The sequence below is a fragment of the Methylorubrum populi genome (assembly GCF_002355515.1).
GTDB classification, from domain to species: domain Bacteria; phylum Pseudomonadota; class Alphaproteobacteria; order Rhizobiales; family Beijerinckiaceae; genus Methylobacterium; species Methylobacterium populi_A.
Genome location: NZ_AP014811.1, coordinates 12,261 through 29,710 on the forward strand (window position 1 = coordinate 12,261; position 17,450 = coordinate 29,710).

Genomic DNA, 17,450 nt, shown 5'->3' on the forward strand with positions numbered 1-17,450 from the left:
GCCGGCGAAGCTCCGACCCGGGGCGCCGCGGCGCCTCTTGCCTGTATCTGATTTCGCTGATTCCCTCGTGAGATGAGTGTCCGCCGTCAGCACCCGTGAGACAGAGTGAGGCCCTTCACGAACGGAGGATGGCTGGTTCATCGTAGCCCCCCAGGAGCGAAGATGAAGCAGACATCCGGGCCGGCGCGGAAGCCGGCAGACGCGGTGATCAAGGACATCCGCCGCGCCACCCGCCGGCAGGTCTCGGCCGAGGAGAAGATCCGCATCGTGCTGGAGGGCCTGCGCGGCGAGGACAGCATCGCCGAGCTGTGCCGGCGCGCAGGCATCGCCACCTCGATGTACTACGGCTGGTCCAAGGAGTTCCTGGAGGCGGGCAAGAAGCGGCTGGCCGGCGACACGGCCCGCGCTGCCACCTCGGACGAGGTCAAGGACCTGCGCCGCGAGGCCAGCGCCCTCAAGGAGGTGGTGGCCGATCTCACGCTGGAGAACCGCCTGCTCAAAAAAAGCATGAGCGGGGCTGGGGAAGACGAGGCATGAGGTACCCGGCCCCTGAGAAGCTGGAGATTATCCAGCTGGTTGAGCAGTCCCCCTTGCCGGTGCGCGCGACCCTGGAGAAACTCGGCATCCCGCGCGCCACCTTCTACCGCTGGTACGACCTCTACCAGCAAGGGGGACCCGAAGCGCTGGCTGACCGCCCCTCTCGGCCAAGCCGGGTCTGGAACCGCCTGCCCGCTGAGGTTCGCGAGCAGATCATCGCTCTGGCGTTGGACCAGCCGGAGCTGTCCCCGCGCGAGCTGGCGGTGCGCTTCACCGATGAGCGGCGCTACTTCGTCTCGGAAGCCACCGTCTACCGTCTGCTCAAGGCGCACGACCTGATCACCAGCCCGGCCTACATCGTTGTCAAAGCGGCCGACGAGTTCCAGGACAAGACCACGGCTCCCAACCAGCTCTGGCAGACGGACTTCACCTACCTGAAGGTAGTCGGCTGGGGCTGGTACTATCTCTCGACGGTGCTCGACGACTTCTCCCGCTTCATCGTGGCCTGGAAGCTGTGTGCCACGATGCAGGCCAGCGACGTCACCGCCACGCTCGAGATGGCGCTGCGCGCCGCCGGGCTCGATCAGGTGCAGGTGGTGCACCGGCCGCGGCTGCTGACCGACACCGGATCGAGCTACGTCGCTGGTGATCTGGCCGACTGGCTTGGCCGCCGCGGTATGACCCACATCCGCGGTGCGCCGCGCCATCCCCAAACCCAGGGCAAGATCGAGCGTTGGCATCAGACGCTGAAGAACCGCATCCTGCTCGACCACGCCTACCTGCCCGGCGAGTTGGAGGCGCGGGTCGCGGCCTTCGTCGAGCACTACAACCACGTCCGGGCTCACGAGAGCTTGGACAATCTCACCCCCGCCGACGTCTACTTCGGCCGGGACGAGGCCGTCCTGCGCGAGCGGGAGCGGATCAAGCGCCAGACCCTCACCGATCGTCGCTTGCGCCACCACGCGCAAGCTGCCTAACCTCTCAACCCAGGTGGACCAGAGCCTCCGTTCCTGAGGCCCGCAGCCTGTCTCAAATCATCTGACGACGGACAGTGTAGAAGATTTCTGAACGATACGACGATCCAAGGTCGTTGCCCTGGCGGTTCTTCGTCGTCGGGTCGTGGATCTGGAAGAAGTATTCGATCAGGTCTCGGTAGCTCGTATTTTCCGAATCGAAGAAGATCTCGATCGCCTCCGCGTGCCCTTCATGATTGCGATAAGTCGCGTTCGGCACGTCGCCGCCGGTGTATCCAACGCGCGTCTGCGTCACGCCCGGGAGCTTGCGGAAGAGGTCCTGCATGCCCCAGAAGCAGCCGCAGGCGAAGACGGCCTGTTCCGTCCCGCTCATTGCTCCGTCCCCCCGGCTTCGCCGCGGACCAGGGGCACGAGATCGCCGTAGCCTTGGGCCTCCATCTCCTCCAGCGGCACGAAGCGGAGCGAGGCGGAGTTGATGCAGTAGCGCATCCCGCCCTTGTCGCTCGGACCATCCGGGAACACGTGGCCCAGATGGCTGTCGCCGTGCTTGGAGCGGACCTCCACTCGGCGCATGCCGTGGCTGTCGTCGGACTTCTCAACCACGTGCTCGGCCATGATCGGCCTGGTGAAGCTTGGCCAGCCGCTGTGCGACTCGAATTTGTCGCTCGACGCAAAGAGCGGCTCACCGGACACCACGTCCACGTAGATACCGACGCGCTTCTCGTTCACGTATTCGCCGGTGAACGGCCGCTCGGTGCCGTCCTCCTGGGTGACCCGGTACTGTTCAGGGCTGAGTCGCCTCAAGGCTTCGTTGGATCTCTGATACTGCGTAGGCATCACTTCATGTCTCCGTCGTCAGAAAAACACTAACAAACGACTCCAGGCCGTCCGGAACGACTGCTCTCGATCGAGGTCGGACCGGTCGCGTTCAGGCCAGGTCGCCACGGCTAGAACGCGGAAGGCGCGCGAAAGGCGCCAGCCGATCGCGCCCGTCGCGTTTGGCGTCGAACCGCCGCGGAGCGCGCCGTCGTCAAGGTCCGGTCCGTCGACCTGCGCCGGAGTTCCAAGGCGCCGGTCCGGCCGGCTCACCCCCCAGGTCCACAGTCGATGCAGCGCGGGGGTGGTGCGGGCCCCATGCCGAGTTCGTAGTCGAGACTGCGCAGGGCCGAACGAACGCCTTCCTCCAATACGGGATGGTAGAAGGGCCGCTCGAGCATCTCGCCCACGGTCAGCTCCGATTGGCGCGCCCAGGCGAGCAGGTGCGCGAGGTGCTCGGCGCGCGGTCCGATCATCTCGGCGCCCAGAAACCGGCCAGTGTCGCACTCGCCGTAGACCCGCAGCAGTCCCTTGTTGACGCCCATGACGCGGGCCCGGCCCTGGTCGCTCCAGTTGACCGCGCCGGCGCGGAACTTGACGCCCTTGGCGACGAGGTCCGCATGACGTTCGCCGACCATCATCAGCTGCGGATTGCTGAACACCACCGAGAGGCCCGCACTCTTAGTGAAGCGCCGCACGTCGGGATAATGGGCCGCATTCCAGCCGGCGACGAAACCCTCGTCGGCGGCCTCGTGCAGCAGCGGCACGGTGCTTGTCGCATCCCCCGCGATGAAGATGGTCGACTGGCCGCAGCGCCCGCTCATGGGATCGTGGACCGGCACGCCGCGCGCGTCGAGCTCAAGCGAGGTGTTCTCGAGCGCCAGCCGGTCGACATTGGGCCGGCGCCCGGTCGCGACCACCCCCACGTTGAACGTCTCGGTCCGGCTCTCGCCGCCCGCTTTGTAGGCGACTTCGATGCCGGTCTCGGTGCGGCCGAGCCGCTCGAAATCGGCGTCGGCGTGGAACGGGAACTCGGCCTCGAAGATCCCGCGCGCCGCCGCGATCACCTCGGGATCGCTGAGCGGGCCCACTATGCCGCCCTTGCCGAACAGGGTGACGCGCACGCCGAGCCGATGCAGCGCTTGGCCGAGTTCCAGCCCGATCACCCCGCCGCCGAAGACCGCCGCCGATCCGGGCAGATCCTGCCACGAGAAGATGTCGTCGTTGGTCAGCAGCCGGTCGCCGAACGCCTCGAACGGCGGTGGGATGGCGGGTCGCGATCCGGTGGCTACGATCACTCGTTCGGCGGCCACCGTGCGGCCGTCGCTGAGCTTCAGCAGGTCGTCGGCGGCGAACTCGGCATATTCTCGGACGCGGTGGGCGTGGAACCAGTTCTCGACCGCGTCGACGACGAAGCCGACGAAGCGGTCGCGCTCGTCGCGCACGCGCTTCATTACCGCGCGCCCGTCGATCCGCGGTGCGCCGAAATGGATGCCGAAACGGTCGGCGTGCCGGCCGTGATGGGCGGCGTCGGCGGCGGCGATCAGCAGTTTGGACGGCATGCAGCCGACCCGCGCGCAGGTGGTGCCGTAGGGCCCGCCCTCGATGAGCAGCACCGAGTCGGTGATTCGCGACACCTCGCGATAGGCGCGCATGCCGGCGGTACCGGCGCCGATGATGGCCACGTCCACTTGGATATCGGGCATCATTCTCTCACTCGATTGCGGCAGCGCACGACGCAGGTTGGGTTCGAATCGTCATGGGGATGCCCACGCGCTTCTCCTGCGCCTAGGCGACGAACCGACGACGTGCGAAAAAACAAGCGTTGCCCAGCCGGAGGGGTTCCGCCCGCCGTCTGCATTTCGCAGACCATGGGCCGCATGCAGCGCGAGCGTGTAGCAGGCGGCCAGCAGAACTGGCGCCTTACGAGCCTCCTGCTCCATCTCGACGTTCCTACACTCGGTGACACGCTACGCAGCGCCCCCGTGCGGGAAGCGGCCCGCCGGACCGGCGAGGGTCTGACGGGCCATATTCTACGACGCTTCGGCGGCGGGAGGCGTCGCGACGAGGCGGTCAGGCCGCCAAAGGCAGGGCGGCCGGGAAGTCGACGTCCGTGCCGGCGAGGTGGTTAGCGTAGTTGGTCAGCAGGTTGACCACCACGTTGGCCAGCACCTCCAGGATCGGCTCGTCGTCCAGTCCGGCGGCGCGGGCGGCGGACAGATCAGCGTCCTCTGCCAGGCCGCGGCGCTTCACGACGTCGACTGCCAGCGCGGCCAGCGCGCCGGCGCGGTCGCCGCCGCCGACCCCGCGACGCGCCGCCGTTACGGCTTCCGCACTCACGCCCAGGCTCTTCGCGACCATGCTGTGGGCGGCGAGGCAGTAGCCGCATTCGTTGGCCTCGGCGACGGCGAGCGCGACCAGTTCCTGCTCCTGGCGGGTCAGACGCTTGGGCGCGACCGCCTCCGAAAGGGCGAGATGGGCGTTGAGCGCCACGGGCGAACGGGCGAGCGTCGCAATCACGTTGGGAACCTTGCCCATCTTCCTCTTGACGGCCGCGAGTTGCGGCGCGACGTCGGCGGACGGCTGCTGAGTGTCTATCGGTTGGATGCGGAGCATGTGAGTCTCCGGGATTTCCGAGCGAGCCTCCTGGAGTTGCCCCCAACAGACCGGACACGGGGCTGGTCGCATCTGAGCAGGGATGAACTCGCCGGGCGAGTGATCAGCCCCCACGGGGTGGCCCGAGTGGAATGTTAGCAGGATGCTGAAAAACCCCGTGGCATGCGGGACGGCGGCGTGATTCACTCCCGACGGAGCCGTTGTCGGGGGCGGGAATGCGGGGATCAGACACACGCTCTGGATCGCTGTTCTCCTACGTGGACCTGGAGACGCGCGTCAGAGCCAACCACCCGCTCCGCACCATCCGGCAGATCACCGATGACGCCCTGCAAGCCATCAGTGGTGTGTTCGCGCCGCTCTACTCGCGCGTCGGACGACCTTCGGTCCCACCCGAAATGCTGCTCAGGGCCATGCTTCTGCAGGCGTTCTACTCCATCCGCTCAGAGCGGCAGCTGATGGAGCGGCTGGAGTTCGACCTCCTGTTCCGCTGGTTCGTGGGTCTGGGCATCGATGAGGCGGTGTGGGATGCCTCCGTGTTCGCCAAGAACCGGGACCGGCTGCTCGAAGGCGACGTCGCGGCCAAGTTCCTGGCTGCCGTGCTCAGTCAGCCCAAGGTGACGCGCCTGCTCTCCACCGAGCACTTCAGCGTGGATGGCACCCTGATCGAAGCATGGGCTTCGATGAAGAGCTTCAAGCCGAAGTCCGACAGGGATGCGGACGCACCGCCCACCGGTGGACGCAACGCGGACGTCGATTTCCGCGGGCAGAAGCGCTCGAACGACACACACCAGAGCACGACCGACCCGGAGGCGCGGCTCTACCGCAAGGCGTCCGGGATGGAAGCCAAGCTGTGCTTCATGGGCCATCTCCTGATGGAGAACCGCGTGGGCCCGCTCGTCGGCACCTGCCTGACGAGCGCTGACGGCCACGCGGAGCGGATCGCGGCCTTGGCGATGATCGAGCCGCGAGCCGACCGGCCCCAGGCCATCTCAGTCGGGGCAGACAAGGCCTATGACGCCGAGGATTTCGTCAATGAGCTGAGGTCCATGAACGTGCGCCCGCACGTGGCCCAGAACACGAACGGCCGGCGCTCGGCCATCGACCGACGCGCCATGCGGGCTATGCCATGAGCCAGAAACTGCGCAAGCGCATTGAGGAAGGGTTCGGCTGGATCAAGACGGTGGCGGGCCGACGCAAGACCCGCTTTCGCGGCAAGGACCGGGTTGGGTGGGACTTCACCTTCGCGGCGGCGGCCTACAACTTGATCCGGTTGCCGAAGCTGCTGGGAGCCCTGGCGTGACGCGTCGCGCGTCCGGGCTGGCCAAGGCCTTCCAGGGCCGGTGGCGGATTGTCGAGATGGACCTGTGGGACAACGACTATCTTGACCTGCTTGAGCCGGCCTACATCACCTTCGCGGGCGAGCACGATGGCCGCTTTGTGTTCGGCGCAGTCCAAGGTAGCCTCGACGTGCGCTACGGGTCGCGCGACGGCTCGGCTTGCGCTGAGTTCTCCTGGGAAGGCTTGAACGACGCTGATCCTGCCTGCGGGCGCGGTTGGGTGATGCTGGGCACCGCGGGCCGGCTCGTCGGGCACATCTTCATCCACAACAGCGACGATTCGGGCTTCGTCGCGGAGCCAGACTGAGTTTTTCAGCACCCTGCTGTTGTTTGGTAGTGGAACGTTGTTGGGACCGAGTGCGTTGGGCAATTGGGGAGCATGCCTGGCGCTTTGACGGTTGCCGTGGCCGTGGCCGTGGCTCCCGCCGGAGGGCCCGCTGATGCTCGCCATCCACCCCCAGGCTCGCACCACCCCGGCGGTCCGCGCCGAGATCGCCCGCTCCCATGAGAGCTCCGGCGTGCTGGCGAAGCGCTACGGCGTCTCCACCGAGGCCATCCGCAAATGGCGCAAGCGTGGCCCCGCCGATTGCCAGGATCGCTCCGCCCGGCCGCATAAGCTGCCGTGGAAAGCCAGCGATGAGGAGCGCGCCATCGTGTGCGCGCTCCGCCGCAGCACAGGCTTCCCGCTCGACGATCTCACCTTTGTGGTCAGCCACTTCCTGCCCCACCTGAACCGGGACGCGGTCTACCGCATCCTCAAGGCCGAGGGCCTCAACCGCCTGCCGCCCGCCCAGCGTACGCGCAAACCACACAGCAGCTTCAAGGACTACGAGGTCGGCTTCATCCACGTCGATGTAAAGCACCTGCCCAAGCTGCAGGATCGCGACCGTGTCTCGCGCAAGCGCTACCTGTACGTCGCGATCGACCGCGCCTCGCGCTACGTGCACCTGGCGGTGAAAGACGACGAGACCACCGCCTCGGCCGTCGCCTTCCTTGACGAGGCGCTCGGCGCCTTTCCCTTCAAGGTCACGCACGTGCTGAGCGACCGTGGCTCGTGCTTCACGGCCGACGCCTTCGAGGCCGCCTGCAAGCGGCACAGCGTGCAGCACCGCATGACCAAGCCCTACACGCCGAAGACCAACGGCATGGTCGAGCGGTTCAATGGCCGGGTGCAGCGCGAGGTGCTCGGCATCACGCTCTACAGACACCAGGATCTTGAGACGCTGCTGACTGGCTTCAACATCGCCTACAACGGCCGCCGTCAGCGCGTCCTGAAAGGCCGCTCACCCGACATGGTCCTGCGCGAGCGGCTGAAGGCGAAGCCTGAGCTCGCCAAGCCCGTCACCAAACCGCCGGACCCGGATGCACTCCCGAAAGCCCTCAAGGTAGTCGCACGCGCCAAGGAGGTCTCGCATCCATACACGCGACATCGTTTCAACCTTGCCGTCCGCGTTCCCGGCTGATCTGGCATCCTGATTGCTGCTTCTGCTGTGGAGCTGTGGGCAGCGCGGCACGCGCTGTCCACCAGATCCCCAGCCAGTGCGGAGCCGGTAAAGAGTTGGCGACGGCCATTCTGGGATGATTGAAGTTCCACGCCCGGACCGGCAACGCCGATCTCGTCCGCCGGCGCTGTGGCAGCGGCCGGTAGAGCAGAGCCACCGGCCCAGGTGAAACGATCTCGCCAGACCCTACACCTAACTTCTCAACCCAGGTGGATCAGAGCCTCCGCTCCTGAGCTCGACTTTGGCCAATCGCCACTTACCAGAGAGGGGCACCACCCTGCACGCCTGAGCGCGCCAATGGTGTTTTGTACGCTCACCCAGTGCATGGCACATCGTGAAAAGTCCGGGGTGAGGGCTCACCAGCCAGCCCTAAGCTTTTCCTCCTCGTTACCGTAACCAGGCCAATTTGCCTTGGTCTGCCATGGGAATGAGCTCGCTTGCCAACTCGGCTCCTGACTGCTCGTGTAACGCGAGGCAGTTGCCGCGGATTGGCCAAAGTCGAGCTGAGAATCCGTTGGGAAAGGGTGACATAAGTATTTTTGAAGGTTATGCGGAATGGCATCTCGTCGTGAATGGCTTGATGGCTCGGCCGTGGCTTGGACCAAAGAGAACAGACCGCGGTACGATCGCCGCAACCAGAGATATCCGAGTGATCTGACGGCGGACGAATGGCGCGAGTTGGAGCCTCTTCTGCCCGTCGCTCAGGGGATCGGTCGACCACGAACCTACAGCCTTCAGGAAATCCTCAATGGCATCCGCTACGTGCAGCGCTATGGCATCCCCTGGGACGCTATGCCCAAAGATCTCCCGCCCTCCAGCATTTGCTATGAGTACTTGCGAGTGCTGGTCGATGGGGGGCATCTGGAGCGCATCAACCATCGTCTTCTGATGCAGGATCGCGAGAAAAACGGGCGCGAGGCCAGCCCCACTCTTGCGATCGTCGATGCCCAATCGGTCAAGTGCGACGCCCCGCAAGGCGAGCGCGGCTACGACGCGGGCAAAAGCGTGCTTGGCCGCAAGCGACACGTGGCGGTGGACAGTGGCGGACGCCTGCTGGCCGTCATGGTGACGCCAGCCGACGTGCGGGATCAGGATGGTGGCCTCAAGCTGGTCAAGCGCTTGGTGCGTCTTTATCCCTGGGTCGAGACGGTCATGGTCGATGGCGGATACAAGACGCGGTTCATCGATGCCGTTCAGTCCGGCTTGAAGCGCGTCGTCGAAGTGGTTCTTCGGCCGAAAGGGTCGAAAGGCTTTGTTCTTCTACCGAAGCGATGGCGCGTCGAGCAAAGTATTGGCGTTCTCACGGGCTCGCGCCGTCTCAAGACTGATTACGAGACTTTGCTTCACATCTCGGCGGGTGCGATGCTGTTTGCCTCTATCGGTCGGCTTCTCGCATCAATCACTATGGGTTAACTCCTTCCTAACGGACTCTGAGGCCCGCAGCCTGTCTCAAATTATCTGACGACGGACAACACCCGCCTCGATACGCCGCCTTCACGCCCAGCGCGTCACCCAATCTCCTGCATAGCTCCGCAGCCAAAGCCAACACACAGGCTTTGGCTGCGGCCGACGTCAATCCGCGATGCGCTTGGCCGATCCCGCATGCGGGAAGTCGACCTCAGTCTTGAACACCTCGTTGACGTAGTTTGTCAGCACGTTCGCCGCCACGTGCAACACGATCTCAACGGTCTGCGCATCCGTGTAGCCGGCTGCGCGCAAGGCCGCGACGTCGGCCTCCGTCACATCAGCGCGGGTCACCGCGACTTTGCGGGCGAAAGTGACCGCCGCGTCGGCACGGGCATCGGTCGACCGGCCTTCTCGGTTGGCCGCGATCTCCGCTTCTTCGAGCTTGTGGCGCTTGGCGAGCGCTGTGTGAGCTGCGTTGCAGTAATCGCAGCCATTGACGTTCGCGATCGCCAGAGCGATCCGCTCACGCGTCGCAGCGTCGAGTGTACCGCGTGCGAGCGCCCCGGAGAAGGCGAGCACGCCTTCAAGGCCGGCTGGGCTCTGCGCCAGAACCTTGTAGAGGTTCGGCACGACGCCGAGTTTCTTACCTACGCCGTCGAGTAGGTCCTTGGCATTACCGGTCGCCGTGACCGGATCGACGGAAGCGATACGTTGCATAGTCAATCTCCTGATGATCGAGCAGTGACACGAAGCAGTGCAAGTCAGCTGCGGCCGAGGCGGATCGCCTTGAGAGAGTCGATGGCGATCCAAAGCGAAATGGCGAGCAGGCCCACGTCCTTGAGCAGGAACTGACCGATAGGAACCGAGATGGCGGGGAAGCCGATCTCCGGGGCAGCAACTCCGGGCGTCGAGGCCATGAAGCTCAGCGTCGTCGTGAAGAGGCCGGCTGAGAGGAAGCCTCCGAGCGCCGACAGCGCAGGATTGACGAGCCGCGCGGCGATGAGAGCGCCGATGCTGAGTTCCAGCACGCCCAGGAGCGTTGAGAAGCCGCGCACGCTGAAGATGCTGTAGAACCAGCTCAACAGCGGGCTGTTGCTGACCAGCGGAACCAGCCCTTCCGCCTCGTACGCGGTGAACTTCATGCCGCCGAACCAGGCGTAGATGATCACGAGGGAGCCGTAGAGCGCCACACGGGTCAGGCGATCTGCGTGGCCATCGAACGCAACCAGCACATCGGTGACTCTGCCCGGGTAGCCGCTTCGGCCCAACGTTTGGGAATGCAGAGGCATGGATTTTCTCCGTGGAGGAAGCTGTCGTGGTGGAGATGACGCACACCTCCACCGGTTGAGCGGAGGAGGATGACCGTTACCGCGCCGGAACTTCGATGCGAGCACCCCAGACGTTGATGGTCCGGGTAGCCGTCGTCTGAGCTTCTGACGCCGTGATCGGAGGCCGTTCCGACGAGGAGGTGTAAGCGGTCCCTCGCCCCTTACTGCGCAGCGGAACAGCACCTTCACCGCTGCGCGAGGTGCTGGGCGCGCCGACTGGATGGCCGGCCTCCGGCCGGATGAACTCATGTCCCCAAGCAGCGAAGGTGCGGCTTTCCTGGGCGGCGGCCGGCAGCGTGGTGGCGGCGAGAGCGGAGGCGATCGCGAACGCGACGGTGGTCGGTGTGGACATGGTGGTCTCCTTTTTGCGTGAGCGGCCGTCGGCGCTGGGTTGTCAGGAGCAGAGTGCGATGCAGCTCACCCGGTAGGTTTGATATAAAACCAGTGAGACCGGCCGCATGTGCGTTGGCGCACATGGTGTGATATCAAACAAGCAGGAGGCTGGGACCCGCGGTGAGTGCCGCTCGCACGAGCGCTTGCTGAACCCATATGCATGAACCGGGTGCCGCTTCCTGTTTGGAACCACGACGTGTCCATGCCCTACAGAATGACCCCCGACACGGCTGCAGCCATCGAGCGGGCCTGTATCTGTGTTGCCGTTCAGCGCGCTGCACGCGTGATCGGGCGCGAGTTCGATGCAGTATTCCGTAGCGTCGGGCTGTCAAACTGGCAGTTTACACTGCTCACCGTCCTTGCACTCGGCGATCCGCCGACCATGCGTGAGTTGGCCGAGGAGCTTGCCCTCGACAAGAGCACTCTCACGGCCAACGTCAAATTGCTTGAGAAGCGCGGATTGATCGCGACCGAGTCCGACACCCATGACCGACGTGCTCGGCGCGTGCGTCTGACGGAGTCGGGCCGCGCTCTCCTCGATGCGACCATTCCGCTGTGGGAGAAAGCGCAGGCCAATTGTGTGGGTCGCGTGGGCATTGCGCAGGCTGGCTCGCTGCGGCGGACACTTGCGACGCTGTCGAGCCGTGGTCGTGAATGAACACGAACTCTGCAATCCACTTTTGATGAAATAAAAGAGGCGTTACCTCGCTGATATGCTGCGAGACATTGTAGTTTCTAAGTTTTTGTATGCTCCTACCATCATAACCGGCAAGTGAAGTCCGAAATGCGAAGAAAAATTTGTAATTACCCAGGGGGTCTGGCGCGGTGCACGAGCCGCCTGATCGTGTCGACGACGAGGCGAACGGCGGAAGCGATCAGGCGCGGATGGTCTTGAGGAGGGTGGCGAAGGTTTCGGCGCCCGTGAGGCGAGCGGTATCGACGACCGTGCGCACATCCGCTTCGCCTGCGGCCGCCCACATGGCCCGATAGCCGTTCGTCACCTTCCGCTGCACCACCGCCGGGCGTAGCGCCCGCTCACACCCGTTGTTCGTGACCGCCACGCGGCCGGGATGGTCGAGGAAGACCAGGAGCTGATCGTGGGCTCGCCCGATCTTGGCTTGCAGAGCGCGGGTCAGATCGCAGCGGCTTTGGGCGGACAGGATGTCGGACAGCTGCCGCTCCAGCGCCCGGCGCTTGGCCGCTAGCGTCGAGGCCGCCAAGTCGCTGACGCGCTCGGCCAGGCTGAACACCGACCCGAGCCACAGCTGCAGGCGCAGCGGCACCGGGTCGTCACTCACCTCGACCGCGTAGGTGACGTCGCGCGCCAGATGCGCCAGGCAGGTCTGGTGGCGCTCGCCGTGCCCCTGCTGGGCGGTGTAGCGGTCCGAGATCCACACGGCAGGCCGGTGCCCGTCCATCATCGCGTGCACCACCGCGGCGGCCCGCGTCGGGGCGGCGTGATGCACCACCGCCTCGTCCGAGCGGAAGACCCAGTGGTACGAGGTGCTGCCCTCGATGCGCACGCCCGTCTCGTCCGAGGCCACCACCGCGGCTCGGCGCAGCGCCGAGACCGCGGCTTCACGGCCTTCCACGAACCGACCCTGCGCCCGACGCAGCAGGTTCATCAGCCCGCCCTGGCTCAGAGTGAGCCCGAACAGGTCGGCCATCACCGCCTGCAGCCGCTCGTAGGAGAGGGCCTGAAAGGTTTTCAGGTAGGTCGCCACCGCGTGCAGGCGCGGCCCGAACGGCGTGCTGGCCGCTTCCTTCGGCACGGGGGCAACAACTCGAGTTCCGCAGGACGGGCAGCGCACCGCGAGCCGCTGATGCTGGGTGACGAGCGGCATCACCGCGGGCAACTCGATCTGCTCGCACACGCTGACGATCTCGGCCGGCAGGTCCGCCGCTAGGGCGCCCCCGCAGCAGGGGCACTGACCCGGGCGGTGGGCGACGACCTCGTCCGGATCGGGGCTGAGCGTGCGGCTATGCCCCTCGTGACCAGGCTTGGCGCCGCCGGGCTTGGCCTGCTCGCGCCGCTCCTTGCGATCGGTCGAGGGCGGCTTGGAGGAGGTGCGCGAGGTCTTCTCCGGGCGCTGCAGCCGCAGCACCAGCTCGATCAGCTCCTCCTTGCTCAAACGCTCAAGATCGCTGCGGCCCATCTCACGAGGGAACCAGCGAAATCAGCTCTCGGCAAGAGGCCCCCGTGCGCCCCGCCCCCAGCGCCCCACCGGCGTCACGCCAATGCCGGCCGCACCCCTGGGTAATTACACTGGAACCGTGGGAAGTCGAGTGTGCGGATGAAGCCGAGGTTCGTCGGGACGAGGGGAAGTAAGCTCGCCGCGATCAGCATCACCGCGAATGCCTTCAGGACGATGGGTAGATAGCTCAAGTCCACTCCCATCTTCGAGCTTCGGGGCGTTCGTCCCGGCCACTGGATCCGTCAACCGTCGAGGACGACGCGCAGCTTCTCCGCCAGTTAGCCGATCTCGAACGGCTTCGGCCGTAAGTGCGTTCCGGCATGTGGCGGGCAAAGCCTTGCATTGCTCATGCTGCCATCAGTTCCGTAAGCGCCCCTTATGTGAAGGATGACGAACAAGAACTGGCTCTGATTGCGACATGTTACCGAGGCTGAACTGCCCCCCTCCGAAGAGGGAGGGAGACAATTTAGCCGCAATACGATTGCAGTATTAAAATATAATTCTTCAGTAAGTTCTATATAACATCTCTATTACTTAGTAGTATGATCCTATCTAATTCGTTACTCGGCGTGAGAACACTAGATCCATCAGAGAAAATGATTTTGCTGATTTGTATTTGATCTACATGAACACCTTTCTCCAGTGTATAATAAGCTTTACCTGTATCATAAGCGATTTTTATCTTATCTAAGCTGATATAAATACTTGATTTGTATATAAAGTGCTTGATTTTAGTGTCCAAGTCTTCAACGTAGTCTCTTTTTATGTTATTAAATCCGTCCTCCATGCTAAATGAATATACGTCTACCCCAATCAGCCTTGTCATCTCGCCTCTCCAATCGATGGCTGGAGCGTCCGCTCCAGGAGGAGGTTTGTGCACGGCTGACAAGCTGTCAAATTTATAGGTATATATACTTATTATCCCAGATATCTCCGATAATTGGGCCCATTTTTATATAAATTCATTCTATAGGATTATATTCTATGTCGCAAGGGCTCGGTCTTCGACCGTTTGACAGCGGACGAGCTAACCGGCTCGTCTATTGGTGGCATCCGAGCTTGCGACACGTTCATAGCGTCTTTGGCAGAGTCGCCGCGTGGGAGCGCCACCTGCAGCGTTGCGGCGATACCCTGGGCCTGGCGCCTCAGCCCCTGCCCCAGGATGGCCGTCAATCGCCTGAACCGATCCCTCCATCTCAATGCGTCGAGCGCGCGCGAGATCGCCCGTTCCGATCCGTTTGGACGCGGGATCGGGTAGTAAGCCGGCGCACGCAGACGCTCGCCTATGCGCTGCCGCAACGCCTGGGCGACCAGCGATGGTTCACGGTCAGGAAGTGGGGCGATCCCGGCGATGGCCTCTCGCCAAGCGCCCTCATGCCTCAGCCCCATCCTGCCGCCGGGCGGCACGGGGACGTCGTACGACCGGACCGGCGCGCCACACCAGCCGCGCAGATCGGATCCGGCGAAATCGGCGATGTTTGTCTTGCCGCCGCTGCTCGCGCTCTCCGCCAGATAGGCTTGTCGGATCTCGCTGTGGCCGAGTGGGGTGAGCTCTGCCCGGGCAGCGCCTCGGCCGCTCGTCAGGCCCCGTTCCTCTGGTCGGATGCCAGAGCGCGCCGCCTCCAGCCGCTCCCGGATCCGGTCGGTGTCGACGAACAGCCGCGAGCTGCGCCGGTGCCGGGTCATCGCCACGTAGGTCGCCTCCGCCCCGGTGCCACGCAGGTCAGCCACGAACGCCTCATCCACCGTCACGCCCTGCGACGCATGGGTGGTCATGGCGTAGCTGTGCTGCAGCCGCGGCACCCGCGGCTCACCCGGTTCCCGGAACCCGACCAGCGCGCTCGCCCGGACGCTCAGCCGCGCCCCGCTTTTCGCGAGCCGCAGCGTCAGCATCGGGTCGTCCGGGTCCCCTGAAAGCGCCTCGATCCGGGCGAGGTCGGCGTTGCGGATCATCTGCCCCTCGACCTCGACACTCTCCCCGAACATCACCTCGTCGCCGACCGTCAGCGACACGGGTTCCGCTTGGCTGCCGCCGCGCGGGATCGCGGCGATCTCCACGTCTGCTCCCTCCGGCAGCAGCCCATCCTGCTTGAGCCGGTCCCGGATCCGGGCGTTCAGCGCGCGCACGTCCTTGTTCCAGCCAGTCAGCACCGCCCGCGTCCGCTCCGCTCCTTCGGGGTCGCGGCGGCTCACGGCATAAGCGTCAACCAACGCCTGGATCGTTGCCTCGCGGTCCCCTCCCCAGGTGATCGCGCCGCCGCGGTCGTAGGCTTCCAGCGCGCGTGCGGTCCGGCCGGCGGCGAAATCGATGCTCGCTGCCCGCATCCACGCTCCCTCCGACTCGCTGCGCCCGCGCTGCCGCTGGATCTCGTCCATCCGGGCAGCCCCCAGCGCCCGGACCAGCAGCCGCATCGGCGCGCCCGCCACGACCGGCGCGAGCTGGCGCGTGTCGCCACTCAACACCAGCTTGGCCCCGGCCGCGCCCGTCGCCTCAACCAGCGCGGCGAGATCGCGCGTGCCGATCATCCCGGCTTCGTCGGCGATCACGGTCGTCTCTGGTCCCAGCGTGATCTCGCCCTTGTCGATCCGGCCGAGGAATCCGGTCACAGCCCGCGCCATCGCCTCGGCGGTCGCCGTGTCGGTCCGGATCACGTCCACCGCCTTCCACGATGGCGCGATCACCCAGACCTCGCCGCCGCAGGCCCGCACCGCTTCCGCGACGCTGGCCATCGCGTAAGATTTTCCCGAGCCGGCGCTACCCTCGATCACGCTGACCCCGTCCCGGTTCAGCGCGTGCCGCACCGCCGCCCGCTGCTCCGCGCGCAGGCTCGGCCGTTCCAACAGCACCCGCCTCACCACCGCCTCCGGCACGAACGCGCGCTCGTCCTGCCGGCCGTAGGCCCGGCGCAGCATTCCCCGCTCGGCCTCGATCATCTCAGGGGTCGCGTACACCGCCTCGCCCTCGGCCGTGCGCCCGACCGCGACCACACCCCCGTCCCGGCACAGCCGCTCGACCTCATCCAAGACCGCATCGGCCCCGGCCTCGCATTGCAGCGCCTCCGCGACCCGGCGCACGAGGTCGCGCTCCTCCACCACTGCCTGCATCGCCAGCGCCCCGGTAAGGCCGGCCTCGGCCAAGCGCTGCCGCCGCTCGGCCGCCGGGCCCACCCGCGCCTCCCGGATCCCGTCCGCGGCGATCCGCACGCCCTCGAACACCGCCCCACGCGCCCAGCCGGCCTGCACAAGCTGGCGCTCCCACTCCGCCTCCAAAGCGGCCAGCGGCATCTCCCGATTTTTGCGCGCCCGGGTATCGAACGCGGCCGCCTGCGCCGCGGCCCGGTCCTTGGACGTTTCGAACCCCCGCTCCCGCGCCACCCGCTCGATCGCCGCGCGCCGCTTGGAGAACAGCTCCAGCACCGGCTCGGCCACACCGGCGATCTCGAAGTTGCGCCCGGCTCGCACCGCCTCGTAGCCGAGCCCTGACCGCAGGCCGCTGGCCAGCTCGCTCCGATACAGCGCCGCAATCCCACCGGCGTTCTTCAGGATCGCGCGGTTGTCGAGGCCGCCGGTCGAGCCGTCGGCCCGGACGCACAGGTTGAGCAGCACCGCGTGGCTGTGCAGCTGCGGATCCTGTGCTCGCGAGGTGAAGTGCCGGTACACTGCCGCGCTCACCCCCGCGGCCGGCGCGTGGTGCCGGCCCTGTGCCCCGGTCCGTGTCACGATCAGGCCGGCCGCGTGCGCGTAGTCCAGCGCCCGGTGCACTGCCCGATCGTGCGCCGCCAGGATCCGGGCGCGCTCCTCCGGGCCGGCGAAGGCGGCCAGCACGCTTACGCTCTTTGGCGCGGCGAACTGCAGGTCGTAGCCGACGCTACGCCCGCCGTTGGCCGAGGCCCGCACCAGCGGCTCCAGGCTCTCCGGATCGCGCCCAGCCGCGAGGTCGCGCAGCACCCGCCCATCGACGTCGCCCCCATCCGGGCAGAGGCGGAATGGGTCGCCGAACCGGCCCGGGCCGACCTCGGATCCGGAGCCGCGCGTCCACCACACCCCGTTGGCCTCGCCCGCGCCGTTGTCGGTATAGTACGCGACTTGGTCGCGGCCCTCGGTATGACCCTGGCGCAGCGTCGCCAGCGCCCGGTCGAACGCCGCCGTGTACGCCGCTTCGTAGGCCGCGCTGCCCTCCGCAGCCGCCGCGTCCGCGATCTTGCGGGCGTAGGCCGCGGCGGTGTCGTCAAGCGGGCTGTCGGGCGGGCTCAAGCCTGCCTCGCGCCGGATCTGCCGCGCCATCGACTCGTAGTACTCGACGCTTGTGATCCGCGTGCAGGTCATCATCGCCTGGAACTCGCTC

14 protein-coding genes and 2 pseudogenes are annotated in these 17,450 nt (G+C 65.9%); 6 read left to right on the top strand and 10 right to left on the bottom strand.

The features are described from left to right. The first annotated feature begins 162 nt into the window (after positions 1-162). Positions 163-1,514 (top strand): IS3 family transposase gene (locus MPPM_RS26935; RefSeq protein ID WP_096488058.1). Its coding sequence is split into 2 segments (ribosomal slippage): positions 163-499 and positions 499-1,514, totalling 1,353 coding nucleotides; the frame shifts between segments, so codons are not numbered across the junction. A 73-nt stretch (positions 1,515-1,587) separates the two neighbouring features. On the opposite strand, the pseudogene msrA reads toward MPPM_RS26935, so the two are convergent. From msrA to MPPM_RS26955, 4 genes and pseudogenes are all read right to left on the bottom strand, one after another. Then, positions 1,588-1,884 (bottom strand): annotated as a pseudogene (msrA, locus tag MPPM_RS26940) (peptide-methionine (S)-S-oxide reductase MsrA); the annotation flags it as partial. Beyond that, a complete protein-coding gene (gene msrB / locus MPPM_RS26945; protein ID WP_096488060.1) occupies positions 1,881-2,348 on the bottom strand; it encodes a peptide-methionine (R)-S-oxide reductase MsrB in 468 nt (155 codons plus the stop codon). The pseudogene msrA and the gene msrB, both read right to left, overlap by 4 nt. Positions 2,349-2,596: 248 nt before the next feature. Continuing rightward, complete coding sequence (locus tag MPPM_RS26950; protein ID WP_096488069.1) at positions 2,597-4,033, bottom strand: dihydrolipoyl dehydrogenase; 1,437 nt, start codon at positions 4,031-4,033, stop codon at positions 2,597-2,599. A 367-nt stretch (positions 4,034-4,400) separates the two neighbouring features. After that, on the bottom strand, positions 4,401-4,943 hold the full coding sequence (locus MPPM_RS26955; protein ID WP_096488061.1) for a carboxymuconolactone decarboxylase family protein: 543 nt from the start codon (positions 4,941-4,943) through the stop codon (positions 4,401-4,403). Positions 4,944-5,158: 215 nt separating this feature from the next. Here MPPM_RS26955 and MPPM_RS26960 point away from each other — a divergent pair. The 4 genes and pseudogenes from MPPM_RS26960 (at position 5,159) to MPPM_RS26975 (ending at position 9,195) form a co-directional block, all read left to right on the top strand. Then, positions 5,159-6,243: pseudogene (locus MPPM_RS26960) on the top strand (IS5 family transposase). A 56-nt stretch (positions 6,244-6,299) separates the two neighbouring features. After that, positions 6,300-6,587: a hypothetical protein gene (locus MPPM_RS26965; protein ID WP_096488070.1), complete on the top strand. Its 288-nt coding sequence runs from the start codon at positions 6,300-6,302 to the stop codon at positions 6,585-6,587. Positions 6,588-6,720: 133 nt separating this feature from the next. Next, complete coding sequence (locus tag MPPM_RS26970; RefSeq protein ID WP_096488062.1) at positions 6,721-7,743, top strand: IS481 family transposase; 1,023 nt, start codon at positions 6,721-6,723, stop codon at positions 7,741-7,743. Between the two features lie 594 nt (positions 7,744-8,337). After that, entirely contained in the window at positions 8,338-9,195 is an 858-nt protein-coding gene (locus tag MPPM_RS26975) for an IS5 family transposase (protein WP_096488063.1), read from the top strand. Positions 9,196-9,354: 159 nt separating this feature from the next. Here the strand turns inward: MPPM_RS26975 and MPPM_RS26980 are convergent, their stop codons facing one another. The 3 genes from MPPM_RS26980 to MPPM_RS28325 form a co-directional block, all read right to left on the bottom strand. Continuing rightward, positions 9,355-9,906, bottom strand: coding sequence for a carboxymuconolactone decarboxylase family protein (locus MPPM_RS26980; protein WP_096488064.1), 552 nt, complete (start codon positions 9,904-9,906; stop codon positions 9,355-9,357). A gap of 44 nt (positions 9,907-9,950) precedes the next feature. Then, on the bottom strand, positions 9,951-10,478 hold the full coding sequence (locus MPPM_RS26985; protein WP_096488065.1) for a YkgB family protein: 528 nt from the start codon (positions 10,476-10,478) through the stop codon (positions 9,951-9,953). A 76-nt stretch (positions 10,479-10,554) separates the two neighbouring features. Continuing rightward, on the bottom strand, positions 10,555-10,869 hold the full coding sequence (locus tag MPPM_RS28325; RefSeq protein ID WP_157914320.1) for a hypothetical protein: 315 nt from the start codon (positions 10,867-10,869) through the stop codon (positions 10,555-10,557). Positions 10,870-11,112: 243 nt separating this feature from the next. Here MPPM_RS28325 and MPPM_RS26990 point away from each other — a divergent pair, with 243 nt between their 5' ends. Then, complete coding sequence (locus MPPM_RS26990) at positions 11,113-11,568, top strand: MarR family winged helix-turn-helix transcriptional regulator (RefSeq protein ID WP_096488071.1); 456 nt, start codon at positions 11,113-11,115, stop codon at positions 11,566-11,568. Between the two features lie 217 nt (positions 11,569-11,785). Here the strand turns inward: MPPM_RS26990 and tnpC are convergent, their stop codons facing one another. From tnpC to mobF, 3 genes are all read right to left on the bottom strand, one after another. Further along, positions 11,786-13,066: an IS66 family transposase gene (gene tnpC / locus MPPM_RS26995; RefSeq protein WP_096488066.1), complete on the bottom strand. Its 1,281-nt coding sequence runs from the start codon at positions 13,064-13,066 to the stop codon at positions 11,786-11,788. 74 nt (positions 13,067-13,140) lie between these two features. Beyond that, entirely contained in the window at positions 13,141-13,296 is a 156-nt protein-coding gene (locus MPPM_RS28330) for a hypothetical protein (protein ID WP_244573602.1), read from the bottom strand. A gap of 784 nt (positions 13,297-14,080) precedes the next feature. After that, positions 14,081-17,434, bottom strand: coding sequence for a MobF family relaxase (mobF, locus tag MPPM_RS27000; protein WP_012779291.1), 3,354 nt, complete (start codon positions 17,432-17,434; stop codon positions 14,081-14,083). Between the last annotated feature and the right edge of the window lie 16 nt (positions 17,435-17,450).